The following is a 15,720-nucleotide window of genomic DNA, read 5'->3' as shown; positions in this document are numbered from 1 at the left end:
CCACCCGCTACGACAAGACCGCGACCTCGTACCAGGCCACCGTCACCATCGCCGCGCTACTCCAATGGCTGTGAACCTTTGAAGACACGGCCTAGACGAGTGAGTCTCAAGCTAAGCGGCCGAGTCTGCGCTGGTAGTGGCCAGGTTGACCAGTGACGTTGGAGTCTTAATCGATGTCGAGCAGGGTCTTGCCGACCGTCGCCCGCGCCTCGATGGCGGCGTGCGCGTCGGCGGCGCGATCGAGTGGGAACCGCTGGCCGATGAGCGGTCGCAGGCGGCCGGCAGCCCCGTCCGCCAGGGCCTGCCGGGTGTACGCCCGCAGCCGCTCGGGTGACGTGTCCGGCCGGACCACTGTGACCTGCCGTGCGGTGGCGGCCTCCGCCGACACCGAGGACCACTCGCCGCTCGCCAAGCCGTAGCTGACCATGCGTCCGCCGGGGTCCAGTAGGTCGAAAGCCGTTCGGGCCACCGCCCCGCCGACTCCGTCGAGCACCACGTCGACCCCGCCGGTGGTGGAACGGACCCGGTCGGCCCAGTCGGGTTGGCGGTAGTCGACGGCGAGGTCGGCGCCGAGGCCGGGTAACAGGCCCACCTTGCGCGGCCCACCGGCGGCGCCGATCACCCGGGCACCGGCCCGGGCGGCGAGCTGCACCAACAGGCTGCCGACGCCCCCTGCGGCGGCTTCCACGAGCACCCGGTCGCCGGGGCGGACCCCGACCGCCTCGATCAGCATGGTGGCGGTACGCCCGTCGGCGAGCAGTGCCACCGCCTCGTCCACGGCCAACCCGTCCGGCACCTCGATCGGCGCGGCGGCGTCCACCGCCGCGCGTTCGGCGTATCCGCCGGAGCCGCCGGTGGCGCTCACCACCCGCCGCCCGAGCAGTGCCGGGTCGACGTCGGGGCCGACGGCGGCGATCACCCCGCCGACGCCGTTGCCGGGGATCAGGGGTGGGGTGATCGCGAACGGTCCGGGGCGTCCGGCGCGCTGCTGCGTCTCGACGAAGGTGATGTTCGCGTGCGCGACGTCGATGAGCACCTGGCCGGGGCCGGGCGTCGGGTCGGGCGCGGGGCCGGGCACCAGCACCTCGGGCCCGCCGAACTCGCGTAACCAGACCGCCCGCATCGAATCCTCCTCGGCTGTGGTGGGCGATGCGCCCACGCTCCCGACCACCTCACCTCCTCAACCACGGTCGAGGTCAAGCGGTGCTGGGCGACGGGCCGACGCCGGGGGACTCGGCCAGCCGGGACAGCACGATGGTGCTGCGGGTGGAGGTCACGAAGGACTCGGCGCGCAGCCGTTCCAGGGCCGCCTCCAGGTGGGCGATGTCGGCGGCGCGTAGGTGCACGAGCGCGTCCGCCTCACCGGAGACGGTGTACGCGCCGACCACCTCCGGGTGCCGCCGGGCGGCGACGCCGATCTGGGCGGGGGTGGTCCGGCCGGCGCAGAACAGTTCGACGAACGCCTCGGTGGTCCAGCCGACGGCGGCCGGGTCAACAACTGCGGTGAAGCCTCTGATCACGCCGGTGGCGCGCAGCCGGTCGACGCGACGCTTGACCGCCGGGGCGGAGAGTGACACCCGGGTGCCTATGTCGGCGTACGACGCGCGGGCGTCGGCGACGAGCAACGCAATGATTCGCTGGTCTACCGCATCTATCTGCAACGTTCCGCCTCTGGGAAGCAACGGTTGTGGCTGTTACCAAAGTTCCACGGTACCTACTCTTGGTGACCGTGAACCAGCAGCGAGTCTCGCGAAAGCGGACATATCTCATGTGCTCGCCCGAGCACTTCGCGGTCGAGTACGCGATCAACCCGTGGATGGACGTGACCACAGCGGTCGACCGGGACCTGGCCGTCAAACAGTGGGACCGGCTGCGCGAGACGCTTGTCGGCCTCGGTCACGAGGTGCACCTGCTCACTGCCGAGCCGGGCCTGCCGGACATGGTCTACGCCGCCAACGGCGCCTTCGTGGTGGACGGCAGCGTGTACGGCGCCCGGTTCAAACACGAGCAGCGGGCCGCCGAGGCAGCTGTCCACCACGCCTTCTACGAGTCGCAGGGCTGGCGGTTCGTCGCGCCGAGCGAGACCAACGAGGGTGAGGGCGACTTCGCGTACCTGCCGGAGGCGCACGGCGGTCTCATTCTCGCCGGGCACGGCTTCCGCACCGAACTCCCGGCGCACGCCGAGGCGCAGGAGGCGCTGGGCCGCCCGGTGGTGTCGCTGCGGCTTGTCGACCCCCGCTTCTACCACCTGGACGTGGCGCTGGCAGCCGTCGACGACTCGAACGTCGTCTACTTCCCCGGCGCGTTCTCGGCGGCGAGCCAGCGGGTGCTCACCCAACTCTTCCCGGACGCGGTGATCGCCGACGACGCCGACGCGTTGGCCTTCGGGCTGAACCTGGTGAGCGACGGCGCGAACGTGGTGCTCAACAGCGAGGCCACCCGGCTGGCCGGCAAGCTCAAGGCCGCTGGTTACACAGCGGTTCCCGTCGAGTTGGCCGAGCTGAAGAAGGGCGGCGGCAGCGTGAAGTGCTGCATCGCCGAGCTGCGGCACTGATTCCGTGAATGCGCCGGGGCCGGCCTCCCAGTGGGAGGCCGGCCCCGACTCGTGCGTGGGGTGGGCGTTCAGCCGAGCGTGGCCAGCTCGTTGATCAGCACGTTCGACATGACCTGGCCGTCGCGCTGCACCTCGCGCAGGTACCACTTCTGCTGCGGGGTGCGCGGCTGGTTGAACTGCCAGATGCCGCGCGGGCTGTCGATCTGGCCGATCCGGCCGAGTGCCAGGTTGACCTGCTGCGGGTTGGGCGAGCCGCCGGTGAGCTGGATCGCCTGGTCGAGCACCTGCGCCGCGTCGTACGACGCCATCGCGTACGTGGTGGGCGTGACCTGGTACTTCTTGCGGTAGGCCGAGGCGAAGACCCGGTTCGACGTGTTGTTCAGGTCGGCGGAGTAGTTGAGCGCGGTCTGGATGCCCAGCGCGTTTTCCTTGAGGCTCTCCAGCACGTTGCCCTCGGTGAGGAAGCCGGGCGCGTAGACCGGACCCTGGAACTTCTCCCGCAGCTGCTTGATGAACTCCACGGCGGCCACGCCGGCGAAGAAGCAGAAGACCGCGGTGGGCTGCTTGGCCAACGCCTTGGTGATGTCGGCGGCGTAGGTGGTCTTGCCGGGGTTGGGGTTGGCGCTGGTGTAGGTGACCGGGTCGCTGATCCGCGGGTCGCTCGCGCCGAACTCCTGCCGGAAGCCGCGCACCACGTCCGGGCTGCCGACGTTCTCCGGCATGATGATCGCGACGCGCCCGTTTGTCGGCAGTTGGTCGCGCAGGTAGCGACCCAGCGCCCGGCCGGCCTCGTCGAGCACGTACGACGTCCGCCAGATGTAGAAGACGCTCTGCAGGCTGCTCGGGGAGGCGTTGGAGCCGATCAGCGGGACCTTGGCCTGCTCGACGGTGTCCCGGATGCCGACCATCACCGCCGAGTTGACCACGCCGGTGAGCGCCAGCACGCCCTGCTTGAGCAGTCCGTCGACGGCGGCCTTGCCGGTCTTCGCGGTGTCGCCCTCGTCGGCGGTCAGCAGCTCCACCGGGTGGCCACCCAGCCGCTTGTCGTGCATGTCGAGGAAGAGTTGGAAGCCGTTGGTGATGTCGTCGCCGATGCTCTTGAGACCACCGGCCTGTGGCGTGATCAGACCGATCTTGATCGGGCTGCGGTTGGCGGTCGGTTGGGCGTCGGTGTCGGAGCCACACCCGGCGACAAACCCGGTGGTACCGAGCGCGGCCAACAGTTGGAGCGCCCGCCTGCGATTCATCTGTGACACCGAGTTCCTTCCAAGGAGCGTTGCAGGGCTGAACACCGCCCCTCCGGCGTTCTACCTGGTCGGCGACGCTGCGTCAATGGCTAGTGATCAACGTGCAGGGACCGCAACGAATCCAGGGCCTGAGGCCACGCTGCCGACTCCGGGTCGATCAGCCCGAAATGCTCGCATCGGGGCAGTTCAAGAAGGGAGATATCGGATCCTGCGGCGGTTGCCTCCGCGACGAATTCCCTGCTCATCTCCACCGGAACCTGCAGGTCCTCGGAGCCGTGCAAAACTACTGTCCGTGTTCGCGTCGGTACCAACAATCGTGGATCCGTCGCCGCGTACCGGTCCGGAACCTCGATCGGGCCGCCGCCGAGCAACGCGGCCACCGCGCCCGAGTCCAGGTCCCGCCGGTACGCCTCGGCCAGGTCGGCCACCGGCGCCAGGGCGAGCACCCCACCCACAGTCGCCGCCGCGGTGGCCGCCACGTACAGCGCCAGGTGGCCGCCCGCGGAGTGCCCGACCAGAATCGGCGCCACCGCGCCCACCCGGCCGGGCAGCGCCTCGGCGGCCAGTACCGGCAGCGCGGCCACCCCGCTCAGCACGTCGGTGAACGTGCCCGGCCAGCCGCCTCCCGGCTGCCCCGTCCGCCGGTATTCAAGCTGCGCCACCGGGTAGCCGTCGGCGGCGAGTGCGGCGGCCAGCGGGTCGGTGTGCCGCCGGTCGTACTCGACCCGCCAGAAACCGCCGTGCAGGACGACGACCAGGGGCCGCGCCGGGCCGGACCCCGCCGGCCACCGCAGGTCGGCCACCTGGTCCGGGTGGTCGCCGTACGCCACGGTCAGCTGGGGTGCCGGCGCGGGTCGGGTCAGCACGGCGCGCGGGTCGGCAGGCATGGCGCGACGGTAGCGCGCCCGCGCGGGTGGTTGGGGTCCGGTACTCGGTCCCGGCTGCCACGGGTCCCGCCCGCTGGGTAAAGATGGACCCCATGACCGAAGCGCGCTCAGCTGGACACGACGACGAGCCGGGCACCGACGACTCCGGCCACCCCGGCACTGTTGTGGTGGTCGGTCCGGACGGCCGGCCGATCGGGACGATGCAGACCGACGAGGGCCAGGGTGAGGACCCGACCCGCCTGGTCGAACAGCCGGCCAAGGTGATGCGGATCGGCAGCATGATCAAGCAGTTGCTGGAGGAGGTGAAAGCCGCACCTCTCGACGACGCGAGCCGCAACCGGATGCGGGAGATCCACGAGCGGTCGATCGTCGAGCTCAAGGAGGGCCTCGCCCCCGAGCTGCGCGACGAGTTGGAGCGCATCTCGCTGCCCTTCACCGAGGACAAGGCCCCCAGCGAGGGCGAGTTGCGCATCGCCCACGCCCAGCTCGTCGGCTGGCTGGAGGGCCTGTTCCACGGCATTCAGGCGGCTCTGGTGGCCCAGCAGATGGCCGCCCGGGTCCAGTTGGAGCAGATGCGCGGCGGCCGGCAGGCACTGCCCAGTGGCCCTGGCGGAGTCGTCCCCGGGATGCCGGGCATCGGCCAGCCCGGCGGCGGTGAGGGCCACAACACCGGCCAGTACCTCTGACCTCAGCCCACCCCGAAGATCTTTTCCAGGTACGCCGCCACGCCGTCCTCGGAGTTCGTCGTCGTCACCTCGTCGGCGACCGCCAGGACGGCGCGGTGGGCGTTGGCGACCGCCACGCCCCGCCCGGCCCAGGTGAGCATCGGGACGTCGTTGGGCATGTCGCCGAAGGCCACCACGTCGGCCGCGTTCACCCCGATCCGGTCGCAGTACCAGGCCAGGCCGGCCGCCTTGGTCACCCCGACCGCCGAGATCTCCACCAGGCCGGACGACGACGAGTGCGTGGCCTCGGCCAGCCCCGCCACTGCGGTGGCGATGAGCTCGGCGAAGGCGTCCGGGTCCTGTTCACCGGCGCGGGCGAGGAGCTTCACCGCCGGCACGGAGAGCAATTCCTCCGGCGTCTCGATCGCTCGGATGCCGTCCGGGTCGACATCCCAGCGCAGCGGGTAGTGCGCCTCGTGCCGCATCTGCCGGCTGTCCATGATCTCCACGGCGAAGCTGATTCCGGGCACCTCGGCACGTAGCCGCTGGGCCACCTCGGCCAGATGGTGCGGCGCGAGCGGGTCGGCCCGCAGCACCTCGTCGTTGGCCGGGTCGTAGACCACCGCGCCGTTGGCGCAGACGGCCGGCAGCGGCTTGGCCAGTTGGTCGTACACCATCTTCAGCCAGCGGACCGGACGGCCGGTGACCAGGATGACCGGCGTGCCGCGCGCGGAGATCCGCGCGAGCACGTCGGCGGTGCGCGGGCTGACGGTGTGGTCGTCGCGGATCAGCGTGCCGTCGATGTCGGTGGCGATCAGGCGGGGTGTCTCTCCCATCACCGGGACAGTAGCCGGTCCAGATACACCGCCACTCCGTCGTCGTCGTTGCGCAGGGTCACCTCGTCGGCGGCGGCGCGGAGCTCGGGGTGCGCGTTGGCCACCGCCACCCGCGCCCAGCCCGCCCACGCGAACATCGGCAGGTCATTGGGCATGTCCCCGAAGACCAGGACATCGGCCGGGTCCACGCCGAGGGTCTGTGCCACCACCGTCAGCCCGGTCGCCTTGTCCACGCCCGGCGGGCAGATCTCGATGAAGCCGAGCCCGGCCTGGGTGAGCGTGGCGACCTGCGGCGGAACGATCCGGCGGGCCACCGCGAGCAGCTCGTCCACGTGGTGGTCCGCGGTCCGGGCGAACGCCTTGATCACGTCGCAGGAGAGGCACTCCGCTCGGCTCCGTGCCTCGAACCGGTCCTGGTAGGGCCAACTCTCGTGGTAGTCGCCCCAGAGCGGGGCGTCGTGCTCGTCGGACGCCTCGACCATCACGGTAAGCGGTCCGACCTCGGCCTCCAGGTCGGCGAGCAGCCGGGCCAGCACCTCGGCGGGCAGCCGCTCGTCGCGCAGCACCACAGGGCCGGCCGGGTCACTCTGGTCGACCACCCGGCCTCCGCCGGCCATCACCAGGAAGTCGGCGGCCCGGATGTCGTTGCGGGTCAACTCGGTGAGCCGAGGGCCGCGACCGGTCGCGCCGACCACCGGAATTCCGGCGGCCCGCACCCGGTCGAGCACCCCATGGGTGTACGCGGAGACGGTGTCATCGCTGCGGACCAGCGTTCCGTCGAGGTCGGTCGCGATCAGCTTGGGCAGTCCCGGGCGGGTCATCGTTCCTCCTTCGCCCACCGCCGTCGCGCCTGCCGTCCCCTTCTGCTGAGGAGACCCTGGTGTCGTGGCGGGCAGCAACCGTACCTCGCGGAACGGGTCGCATCCATGGCTTCCAGGCGAATCGGACGCGAACAAACCATCCTCGCTCCGCCCCCGCGCTGTCGGCTCCAGACGGGTGGCCTGGCGCACCTGGTGTCGGCCCGGGAGGTGACAGCTCGCGGCCGGGGGTCAGGACGGTGGGGTGGGGCGGGTGAAGGGGGCGACGGGCGTGACGGTGAGGTCGGCCGGCGCGGGGAGAGCGTCGCCCTCGGCCGGGTTGCGGTCGCGGTGCCGGCGCCATGGGCGGGCCGTCGGCGCGTCGCCGGGTTCGTCGTCCGCCACCGGCCCGACAGGTGCGCCGGGCGGTGCGGCCGGAGCCAGTCGCAGGGCCGCACCGAGCAGTACGCAGGCGACGAACGCCATCACCACACCGCGGCCGTACTCGGCCCGGAAGCCGTCCTGTGGCGAGTAGAAGAAGTTGCGCTGACTGGGGTCGTCGAGGGTGGCCGTGGCGGCGACCAGCAGCGTCAGCAGGGCACCGGCCAGGGTGAGACCGACCAACCGGGCGTTCGGCCGCACCGCCGCCGTGCCGCGCAGGGCGAGGGCCACCGTGCAGACGAGGCCGAGGAGCCCGACCAGGTAGCCAACCCCGAACCCACCGACCTCGGACACCCCGGCCGGCACCTCGATCGTGCTCTCACCGTCCGGGCCGCCGTTCGGCAGACTCATCACCAGCCACTCGCCGATCAGCGAGGCGACCCCGGCCACCGCGCCCAGACCGGCGAGCAGCAGCGGCAGCCGCGGGTCCTGCGTGAGATTGGCCAGGGACAGGCCGAACCGGCGTCGCGGAGCCGGGTCGGCGGCACCCCACTCGATCACGGTCGGCTGGTCGGACCGGTCGCCCTGCCGCGGGATCGGAAGCTCGTCGGACATCGGCCATCCTTCCGCCGGTCAGGGACCTGGTCGCATCATGGCACAGTCAGCCCGTGGTGACAGGGATCGCATGGTAGGCGTCAGTGCCGGTCGGTCGCCCGACGGTCACCTTTCCGCTAGCGTTCTCCTCATGCCTATCCGTACCGCTTCAGCACAATGGCAGGGCAATCTCACCGAGGGTGCCGGCACAGTCCGCACCGGTAAGGGTGGCCTGTCGGGCAACTACTCGTTCAAGTCGCGCTTCGAGGAGGGCGAGGGCACCAACCCCGAGGAGTTGATCGCCGCCGCGCACGCCGGCTGCTTCTCGATGGCGTTCTCGAAGGCGCTCGCCGACGCCGGCTCGACGGCCACCTCGGTCGACACCACCGCCAAGGTCCACCTGGACAAGACCGACGCCGGTATGACCGTCACCCGGATCGACCTGGAGACCGTCGGTCAGGTCCCGGGGATCGACGACGCGGAGTTCCAGAAGCTCGCCGAGTCCGCCAAGGCCAACTGCCCGATCTCCCGACTGCTCTCGCCGGGTGCCGAGATCACCCTCAGCGCGCGACTGGCCTCCTGAGCGGTCGACCCACAACGGCCGTTCGACCCACAACCGCTCGTTCACGGACAGAGCAGCCGCCCGGCGGTCGCTCTCTCCGTGAGCCTGCGGGCCGGCCGCGACACGTCACGAGGGGCCGGCCCGGTCCGGCATCGGGCAGAATGGTCGACGTGCCGGTGGAGATGACCCGTGAGCGCTTCGAGGAGCTGGTCGGCGACGCCCTCGACGAGGTGCCCGAGGAACTGCTCGGCCTGATGAACAACGTGGTCATCCTCGTCGAGGACGACCCACCGCCGGGCGAGGCCGACCTGCTGGGCCTCTACGAAGGCCACGCCCTCACCAGCCGTGGCTGGGACTACTCCGGCGTGCTGCCGGACCGGATCTTCATCTACCGGCGTCCGATCCTGCGGATCTGCGACAACGACGATGACGTCGTCGACGAGGTGGCGGTGACTGTCGTGCACGAGATCGCCCACCACTTCGGCATCGACGACGACCGGCTGCACGCGCTGGGCTGGGGCTGAGCCCACCGACGGCCGCCCGGTCCCCGCTCGGCCGATGGCCCGTGGTTGCCCTGGTCGCCTACCTTCGGTGCAGCGAACGCAACCCTGTCAGGAGGCACCCTTTCATGCGCAGTGAGCTGTTCTCCACGGAGAATCTGGAGAAGGAGTCCGCGCAGCCCGGCATGCGGCTGCAGAATTCCAAGATGTTGAAGATCGAACTCAACGGAGAGGCGATGGCCCGGGTCGGGTCGATGGTCGCCTACCAGGGGAATGTGCAGTTCCAGGCGCTGGGCTCGGGCGGGCTCGGCAAGTTTCTCAAGCAGAAGCTCACCGGCGAGGGTGTCCCCCTGATGAAGGTCTCCGGCCACGGTGACGTCTTCCTCGCCGAGCTTGCCAAGGACGTGCACATCATCGACCTGGAGCCGGGCGACGCCCTCTCCATCAACGGCTCCAGCGTGCTCGCCTTCGACTCGACCCTCCAGTACGACATCAGGATGGTCGGCGGTGCCGGCATGGCCTCGTCGTCCGGCCTGTTCAACTGTGTGTTCAGCGGCCACGGACGGATCGCCATCACCACCAAGGGCACCCCCGTCGTGCTCAACGTGGACGCCCCCACGTACGTCGACCCGCAGGCCGCCGTCTGCTGGTCGGCCAACCTCCAGACCGGCTACCACCGGGCCGAGCAGTTGGGCCTCGGCACGCTGCTGGGCCGGCGCACCGGCGAGTCGTTCACGATGAGCTTCGCCGGGCAGGGCTTCGTGGTGGTGCAGCCGTCCGAGGAGCCGCCGGTCATGGGCAGCGGCCAGCAGCAGCAGGAGGGCGGCCTGCTCGGCGGTCTGCTGAGCTGACCACCGCCACGCGACCGCTCCCGATCTGCTGGTTGGTCGGGAGTGGCGCGGGGCGCCAGCCGGTCAGGTCAGCTCGCCCGTGCGTAGTCGGGCCAGCCAGGCCGCCGCGTCGAGGTAGTCGGTGTCGGAGAGGCCCGTCGGCGCGGGCACCGGCCGATCGCCAGTACCCCCGGCCCAGCGGTGCCGGGGGTACGAGCCCAGGAAGCGGACGTCCGCGCAGACCCGCCGCAGCCCCTGCAACGCCTCGCCCAGTCGTACGTCGGCCACGTGCCCGGTGCAGTCCAGGAAGAAGACGTAACGGCCCAGCGCCTCCCCGGTGGGGCGGGACTCGATCCGGGTCAGGTTGACGCCCCGGACGGCCAACTCCATGAGCACGGACAGCAGCGCGCCGACCCGGTCGTGTGCGATGTAGACAGCGAGCGAGGTGAGGTCGTCGCCGGTCGACGGCGGAGGTGGCCCGGGACGGGACACCAACGCGAAGCGGGTCACCGCGTCCGGATGATCGGCAATCTTGTCGGCGAGTGTGCTGAGCCGGTGCCGGGCCGCCCCGATCGGCGCGCAGATGGCCGCGTCGTACGTGCCGGCACCGGCGCCCGCCGCGGCAGCGCCGTTGGAGAGCACGTCGACCACCACGGCGTCCGGCAGATGGTCGCGCAGCCAGCCCCGGCACTGGGTGGAGGCCTGCGGATGGGCCGCCACGGTGCGGATCGCGGTCAGCGGTGTGCCGGGGCGGGCACCGAGCACGAACTCCACCGGAAGGATCACCTCCCGGGTGATCACCAACGGCTCACCCTCGGCCATCTCGTCCAGGGTGACGCCCACCGCGCCGCCGATCGAGTTTTCAAGCGGCACCAGCGCCGCGTCGGCGTCACCGGTCCGGACGCTGTCAAGCGCCTCTCCGACGCTGCGGGCAGGTGTACGGGTGCCGCGTTCGGCGGCGGGGAGGGAGCGCAGCGCCTGCTCGGCGAAGGTGCCCTCCGGCCCGAGATAGACGAAGTGGGTAGGTGGTGTTCCCGGCATGTCGATCAGCCTACGCACTCGGCCCGACGGCCGGCCCGGCGTCACAGGCGAGGGCTCGGATTCCGGCCGGGCCGGTGGCGCGTACCTCGATGGTGCAGACGTCGGTGCCGGCGGTGACCAGGGTCGGTGCGCTGCCCTGGCCCCGGGTGACCACCTGGAGTTCCTCGTGTCCGGTCACCTCCAGGACGGTGTACTGCCACTCGGCGGCGCAGAGCGGCCCGGTGCGGACCTGGACCCGGACGTTGGCCGGCAGCACTCCGGCCCGGCCCCGCAGCAGTTGCACCACCCGCTGACCGGTCGGGCCGTTCCGGCAGGCCGTCGCGACGAGCCCGGCGTCCGGGGTGGGCGTGACCGTGCCGAGTGGCGGCGCGCTCGTCGACGGGCCGGTGGGTGGGGTGCTCGGTCCGGATGCCGTCGGGGCCGCGGTGCGGGTGGGCGTTGCGGTCGGCTCGGACAACTCGGGTGGGGCGCCACAGCCGGCGAGCACCGCGCTGGCGAGCACGGCGAGCGCGACCCGTCGGATCTGCGCGGTGGGTCGCACGGAGACGTGATCGGATGCCCGGTCGCGGGGCGCCGGTCGGCGGTGGGACGTCGCCCGTGGTGGGGGAGACGAGGGGCGGGGTGGGGTGAACGGCACGGGCCGATCCTCGGGACATCGGAGAATTCGTCGCGGCCGGGGTGGCCGAGCCCATCGTAGGGTCAGCGCCCGAGCGGGTGAAGGTCAGCCGGTGACGCGGTGCCCGGCGCGCTGGAGCGCCGCCGTGCCCTCGGTCAGCCGGACGGCCGGCACCAGCAGATAGTCGGTGTCGAAGGTGGAGAAGGTGAGCACGCTTACCCGTGCCTCGGCGAGCGGGTCGACAAGCGCGGCCAGGCTGCCGGTGCTGGCCAACCCCACCGGGGCGGTGACCCGCAGGCAGCGCCAACTGGTCTCCACCACGGCTTGCGCCGGCACCCGATCTGCTGGGCAGATCACCGAGATCCCGTCCGAGGTCCAGCTCACGGAGATCACGTCGGTGCCGCTCAGCCCACTCGACATCGCGTACGGCAGGGCGGTGCCGGCGGCCAGCCGGCACACGGCGTACTCCCCTGGCAGCACGGCGATATCGAGCATGAGGGCACCTTACGGGCTACTCCCGCGCGCCTGAGCCAGCAACGCCGTGTGCGGCTTTGTCGCAGGTCAGACCTCGGAGAAGAAGGTGAGCGAGCCGGCCACGGCACCGTCGGTGAGCACCGGGGTGGAGATCGCGTCGACAGTCGCGTCGGAGCTGTTCGCCGAGGCGGCCTGCACCCGGAGTAGTCCGCGGGCGAGCCGACCGGAGGAGAGCGCCAGCAGGGGCGGGATCTTGTCGATCTCGGCCTCGGTCAGCTCGCCCCGGTTGGCGGTGAAGTCGAGAAGGCGCAGCCCGCCGTTGAGCAGCGGACGCCCGATCAGGCCGTCCGGGTCGCCCAGGCAGAGCAGTTCGCAGCCGGCGGTGGAGATCGCCACCACCAGGGTGTCGGCGTCGATGAGCAGGCACGGCTCGTCGGCCCGGGAGACCGTCGAGGACCACTGGCCGACGTTGCCGGCCTCCGGTTCAGGCAAGGCCCGTGTCGCCGGCACGAACGCTTCTGAGAGCGAAAGTTCGACGTGGGCCACCGCGCCTCCTATGTGCACCGATCGACTGTCCACGCTAGCGGGTCGCCGACGGAATCACCGAGCGCACCGGGTCACCGAGCCGCGCAGCCTGAACCGAGGCGGTCGGTGACGGCGCGGAAACCGGTGAGGTCGAGGGGGGACCGGAGCCGCGTGGCGTCGCCGGTGACGTTACCGGCGACGGGCCGCCTTGTCAGCGGCCGTTCGGCCCTCGTCATACCACCGGTAGTCGGCCGGTGGACGGTACGTGCCGTTCAACCAGGTGCCGGGGTGCTGTGCGACCCGGGAAAGCTTTTCGGCGGTGGCCGGGCTGATCCGGCTGCCACCAGCCACGAGGAGCCGGTCCAACTCCCGGTGGGTGGCCATCAGACAGTCCTTCGGAAGGCCGTAGACGCTGATCACGCCGGAGCCGACGAAGGTCAGCACCGGCGTCACCGGGACGGGCAGCCCCACCGCGTCGGAGAGGGCCTTGCTGGCCCGCTTGGCGTCCCGGCGGGTCTCGGCCACGTACGGCGGACGCTTGCCGTTGATCTGCACGACGTCCCCGGCGACGAGCACCCGGGCCCGGCCGTGGTCGGCGATGGTCACGGCGAACAGACCGCTCGGCCCGATGGCGAGGAACCCGGCGCGGTCGTCCTGACCACGGTCGAGCACGTCGGTCACGTCGGTGCGCGGCCACTCGATGACGTGCCAGGCGGGCCCGAGGTGGTCGAGTTGCCCCAGTGCGCGCGCCCCGGCCGCCTCCAGGCGGCGCGCACCCCGTTCGGCACGACGGCGGCGAGCCCATTCGAGCGGTGTCGGACGGACCGGTTCGAGAGCCCCCGGCGACTCCACTCGGGGGTGTGGCACCGCGACGGGCGGCAGTGCCCGAGCGGACGGTACGGCTCGTCGTGCGGGAAAGACAGTCATCGCGACCTCCGGCAAAAGGTCCCTCGAAGTTATGTCCTCACTACCCTACGTTGCCACTACCGGTGTTCGGCAAGCCGGAGCGCCGGAATGACTGCGGATGAATGCCATATTCATCCACAGTTCTTTTCTCGGATGCCGCCAAACCCTGCCCTACGCTGCGGGAGTGACCCACTTCGTCGACAGTGAAGTCGGCCGGCTCGGCACCGTCCTGCTGCACCGGCCCGGCCCCGAACTGGCCCGGCTCACCCCGCGCAACAACGACTCGCTGCTGTTCGACGCGATCCCCTGGGTCGGGCGGGCCCAGGAGGAGCACGACGCGTTCGCCGCAGCCCTGCGCGACCGTGGAGTTGAGGTGCTGTACCTGGCCACCCTGCTGGCCGAGACGCTTGCCGTCGCGGACGCCCGTGCGGAGCTCACCGAGCAGGTGCTGCGCTCCCGACGGCTCGGTGACACCCTGCGGGCCCGCGTCGCCGACCATCTCTCCTACCTCGACCCGGCCGCCCTGGCCGACGTGCTCACCGCCGGGCTGGCCCACGAGGAGCTGCGGATCAGCTCGGAGCGGCCGGGCGGGCTCGTCTACACGCTGATGGACCGACACGACTTCGTCATCGACCCGCTGCCCAACCTGCTGTTCACCCGCGACTCGTCGCTGTGGATCGGCGACCGGGTCGGGGTCACCAGCCTGGCCATGCCGGCCCGACGTCGCGAGACCACGCTCACCGACGCCATCTACCGCCACCATCCACGCTTCGCCGGCACCGAGTTCGTCTACCGCCCGAACCTCGAGCACCTGGAGGGCGGCGACGTACTGCTGCTCGCCCCCGGGGTGCTGGCGGTCGGGGTGGGCGAACGGACCACGCCGGCCGGCGCGGAACGACTCGGCCGACAGGTCTTCGCCGCCGGCCTGGCGCACACCATCCTGGTGGTGCCGATCGCCCAGAAGCGCGCCACCATGCACCTCGACACTGTCTGCACGATGGTCGACGTGGACGCCGTACTGATGTATCCGAACATCGCGAGCACGCTGTCCGCGTACACGGTGATCGCCGGCGCGGACGGTGCGGACCCGCGGGTGGACGGGCCGGCGCCGTTCCTACGGGCTGCCGCCGACGCGATGGACCTCGACCTGCTGCGGGTCATCGACACCGGGCTGGACCCGGTGACCGCGGAACGCGAGCAGTGGGACGACGGCAACAACACCCTCGCCCTGGCGCCCCGGCTCTGCGTCGGCTACGAGCGCAACACCGAGACCAACGCCCAACTGGAGCGCGCCGGCATCGAGGTGATCCCGATCGCCGGCTCCGAGTTGGGCTCCGGCCGGGGCGGCCCGCGCTGCATGTCCTGCCCGATCAGCCGCGAGCCGTTGTGAGCGTGGTCGCCCGCGCCGGGACGCGACTCAGCGGAGGGTGAGCTGGCGGCCGAGCAGCCCTTGGCGGGAGCGTCGGCCGGGGGCGTCCAGCGGATCGGTGTCGGCCAGCGCCTCGGCGTACCGCTTGGCGAACTGCGCCACCGGCTCCTCCCAGTCGGCCGCCGGAGTCTCCTCCGGCAGGTCCCAGACCGGGACCAGCCGACCGTGTGCGCGGAACATGCCGGCGAACTTGGTCTGCTCGCCGAGCGTCAGCGAGCCGGCCGCACCGAGGCGGGCCAGTGCGTCCAGGGCGGCGTCCTCGTCGTCCGGCAGCACCCACCGCACGTGTGCCTTCTCCGGGACCTGACACCAGTACGCGGCCTTCGCCGCGGTCAGCCGCACGGTCGGGTAGATGGCGGCGTTCGCCCGCTCCAGCGATGCCTGCACCGTCGGATCGTCGGCGGCACCGGGGTCGAGCCAGAACTCGAACCCCTCATGCATGGTGATCTCCAGTGGGCCGTCCACGAGGATGTCCTGTAGGCGGGGCCCCGGGCCGGGCAGCGGCGGCACTGCCACCTGGCCACCAGGCTCGGTCCGCAGCGCGCAGAGCAGCGCCTCGGCAAGATCCCGGGAGACGTCCCCGGACTGCTGGTGGCGTTGAAGGCCGATGAGCACCCGACCGTCCGGCTTGGTGATCGCCGGAGCGGCCATCGGCAGCACCGTGGCGAGCGTCACCTGCCGGTCCCCGAACTCCTCGACCACTGCGGGGGTCAGCCGCAGCGGTGCCGAGGCGGCGGGCACCAATTCGCGAAGTGCGATCCATTCGACCTCGTCGACGAGCCCGTCGAACGGACGCGGCACGAAGACGTCACGCACCTTGTCGCGGCGGGGAGTGTCGGTGGCGGTGCGCTGGCTCTTTCGACGCTTACTCACGGC

19 protein-coding genes are annotated in these 15,720 nt (G+C 71.3%); 6 read left to right on the top strand and 13 right to left on the bottom strand.

The window, feature by feature from the left end; translation table 11 throughout:
- Positions 1-166: 166 nt before the first annotated feature.
- Together AB0B85_RS22235 and AB0B85_RS22230 are read right to left on the bottom strand one after the other, a co-directional pair.
- Positions 167-1,171: a zinc-binding dehydrogenase gene (locus AB0B85_RS22235; protein ID WP_357410185.1), complete on the bottom strand. Its 1,005-nt coding sequence runs from the start codon at positions 1,169-1,171 to the stop codon at positions 167-169.
- Positions 1,172-1,196: 25 nt separating this feature from the next.
- On the bottom strand, positions 1,197-1,661 hold the full coding sequence (locus AB0B85_RS22230) for an Lrp/AsnC family transcriptional regulator (RefSeq protein ID WP_357410183.1): 465 nt from the start codon (positions 1,659-1,661) through the stop codon (positions 1,197-1,199).
- Positions 1,662-1,720: 59 nt separating this feature from the next.
- Between AB0B85_RS22230 and ddaH the strand changes: the two genes are divergently transcribed.
- Positions 1,721-2,554 carry a dimethylargininase gene (ddaH, locus tag AB0B85_RS22225; protein ID WP_357410181.1) on the top strand — a complete coding sequence of 278 codons (834 nt, stop codon included), beginning with the start codon at positions 1,721-1,723 and terminating at the stop codon, positions 2,552-2,554.
- 68 nt (positions 2,555-2,622) lie between these two features.
- On the opposite strand, the gene AB0B85_RS22220 is transcribed toward ddaH, so the two are convergent.
- Positions 2,623-3,810: an ABC transporter substrate-binding protein gene (locus tag AB0B85_RS22220; protein ID WP_357410179.1), complete on the bottom strand. Its 1,188-nt coding sequence runs from the start codon at positions 3,808-3,810 to the stop codon at positions 2,623-2,625.
- Between the two features lie 80 nt (positions 3,811-3,890).
- The gene (locus AB0B85_RS22215; protein ID WP_357410177.1) at positions 3,891-4,688 is read right to left on the bottom strand and encodes an alpha/beta hydrolase; all 798 of its coding nucleotides are present in this window, start codon (positions 4,686-4,688) and stop codon (positions 3,891-3,893) included.
- 83 nt (positions 4,689-4,771) lie between these two features.
- Here AB0B85_RS22215 and AB0B85_RS22210 point away from each other — a divergent pair, with 83 nt between their 5' ends.
- Positions 4,772-5,374 (top strand): bacterial proteasome activator family protein, encoded by a 603-nt coding sequence (locus AB0B85_RS22210; RefSeq protein WP_357410175.1) that lies wholly within the window; start codon positions 4,772-4,774, stop codon positions 5,372-5,374.
- Between the two features lie 2 nt (positions 5,375-5,376).
- On the opposite strand, the gene AB0B85_RS22205 is transcribed toward AB0B85_RS22210, so the two are convergent.
- From AB0B85_RS22205 to AB0B85_RS22195, 3 genes are all read right to left on the bottom strand, one after another.
- Positions 5,377-6,189 carry an HAD family hydrolase gene (locus AB0B85_RS22205; protein ID WP_357410173.1) on the bottom strand — a complete coding sequence of 271 codons (813 nt, stop codon included), beginning with the start codon at positions 6,187-6,189 and terminating at the stop codon, positions 5,377-5,379.
- On the bottom strand, positions 6,189-7,010 hold the full coding sequence (locus AB0B85_RS22200; RefSeq protein ID WP_357410171.1) for an HAD family hydrolase: 822 nt from the start codon (positions 7,008-7,010) through the stop codon (positions 6,189-6,191). Before AB0B85_RS22200 ends, AB0B85_RS22205 begins: the two co-directional genes overlap by 1 nt.
- A 228-nt stretch (positions 7,011-7,238) precedes the next feature.
- Positions 7,239-7,982 carry a hypothetical protein gene (locus AB0B85_RS22195; protein WP_357410169.1) on the bottom strand — a complete coding sequence of 248 codons (744 nt, stop codon included), beginning with the start codon at positions 7,980-7,982 and terminating at the stop codon, positions 7,239-7,241.
- 130 nt (positions 7,983-8,112) lie between these two features.
- Here AB0B85_RS22195 and AB0B85_RS22190 point away from each other — a divergent pair, with 130 nt between their 5' ends.
- From AB0B85_RS22190 to AB0B85_RS22180, 3 genes are all read left to right on the top strand, one after another.
- The gene (locus AB0B85_RS22190) at positions 8,113-8,544 is read left to right on the top strand and encodes an OsmC family protein (RefSeq protein ID WP_357410167.1); all 432 of its coding nucleotides are present in this window, start codon (positions 8,113-8,115) and stop codon (positions 8,542-8,544) included.
- Positions 8,545-8,699: 155 nt separating this feature from the next.
- Entirely contained in the window at positions 8,700-9,047 is a 348-nt protein-coding gene (locus tag AB0B85_RS22185; protein WP_357410197.1) for a metallopeptidase family protein, read from the top strand.
- Between the two features lie 104 nt (positions 9,048-9,151).
- Positions 9,152-9,874 carry an AIM24 family protein gene (locus tag AB0B85_RS22180; protein ID WP_357410165.1) on the top strand — a complete coding sequence of 241 codons (723 nt, stop codon included), beginning with the start codon at positions 9,152-9,154 and terminating at the stop codon, positions 9,872-9,874.
- Positions 9,875-9,937: 63 nt separating this feature from the next.
- Here the strand turns inward: AB0B85_RS22180 and pheA are convergent, their stop codons facing one another.
- The 5 genes from pheA to AB0B85_RS22155 all read right to left on the bottom strand — a co-directional run bounded on the left by pheA (position 9,938) and on the right by AB0B85_RS22155 (position 13,436).
- Positions 9,938-10,894, bottom strand: coding sequence for a prephenate dehydratase (pheA, locus tag AB0B85_RS22175; RefSeq protein ID WP_357410163.1), 957 nt, complete (start codon positions 10,892-10,894; stop codon positions 9,938-9,940).
- A gap of 10 nt (positions 10,895-10,904) precedes the next feature.
- On the bottom strand, positions 10,905-11,435 hold the full coding sequence (locus AB0B85_RS22170) for a hypothetical protein (protein ID WP_357410160.1): 531 nt from the start codon (positions 11,433-11,435) through the stop codon (positions 10,905-10,907).
- A 180-nt stretch (positions 11,436-11,615) separates the two neighbouring features.
- Positions 11,616-12,005: an ACT domain-containing protein gene (locus tag AB0B85_RS22165; RefSeq protein ID WP_357410158.1), complete on the bottom strand. Its 390-nt coding sequence runs from the start codon at positions 12,003-12,005 to the stop codon at positions 11,616-11,618.
- Positions 12,006-12,071: 66 nt separating this feature from the next.
- Positions 12,072-12,530, bottom strand: a complete 459-nt coding sequence (locus AB0B85_RS22160) for a hypothetical protein (protein ID WP_357410156.1) — start codon at positions 12,528-12,530, stop codon at positions 12,072-12,074.
- 168 nt (positions 12,531-12,698) lie between these two features.
- Positions 12,699-13,436, bottom strand: a complete 738-nt coding sequence (locus tag AB0B85_RS22155) for a hypothetical protein (protein ID WP_357410154.1) — start codon at positions 13,434-13,436, stop codon at positions 12,699-12,701.
- A gap of 163 nt (positions 13,437-13,599) precedes the next feature.
- On the opposite strand from AB0B85_RS22155, the gene AB0B85_RS22150 reads away from it, so the two are divergent.
- On the top strand, positions 13,600-14,805 hold the full coding sequence (locus AB0B85_RS22150; RefSeq protein ID WP_357410152.1) for an arginine deiminase: 1,206 nt from the start codon (positions 13,600-13,602) through the stop codon (positions 14,803-14,805).
- 27 nt (positions 14,806-14,832) lie between these two features.
- Here AB0B85_RS22150 and AB0B85_RS22145 read toward each other — a convergent pair whose 3' ends face one another.
- On the bottom strand, positions 14,833-15,717 hold the full coding sequence (locus tag AB0B85_RS22145) for a DUF5926 family protein (RefSeq protein ID WP_357410150.1): 885 nt from the start codon (positions 15,715-15,717) through the stop codon (positions 14,833-14,835).
- Between the last annotated feature and the right edge of the window lie 3 nt (positions 15,718-15,720).

It is taken from the genome of Micromonospora sp. NPDC049044, assembly GCF_040649215.1.
In the GTDB taxonomy this organism is placed as follows: domain Bacteria; phylum Actinomycetota; class Actinomycetes; order Mycobacteriales; family Micromonosporaceae; genus Micromonospora.
The sequence above is the reverse complement of the archived record's forward strand: the minus strand, read 5'-3'. Positions and strand labels throughout refer to the sequence as shown.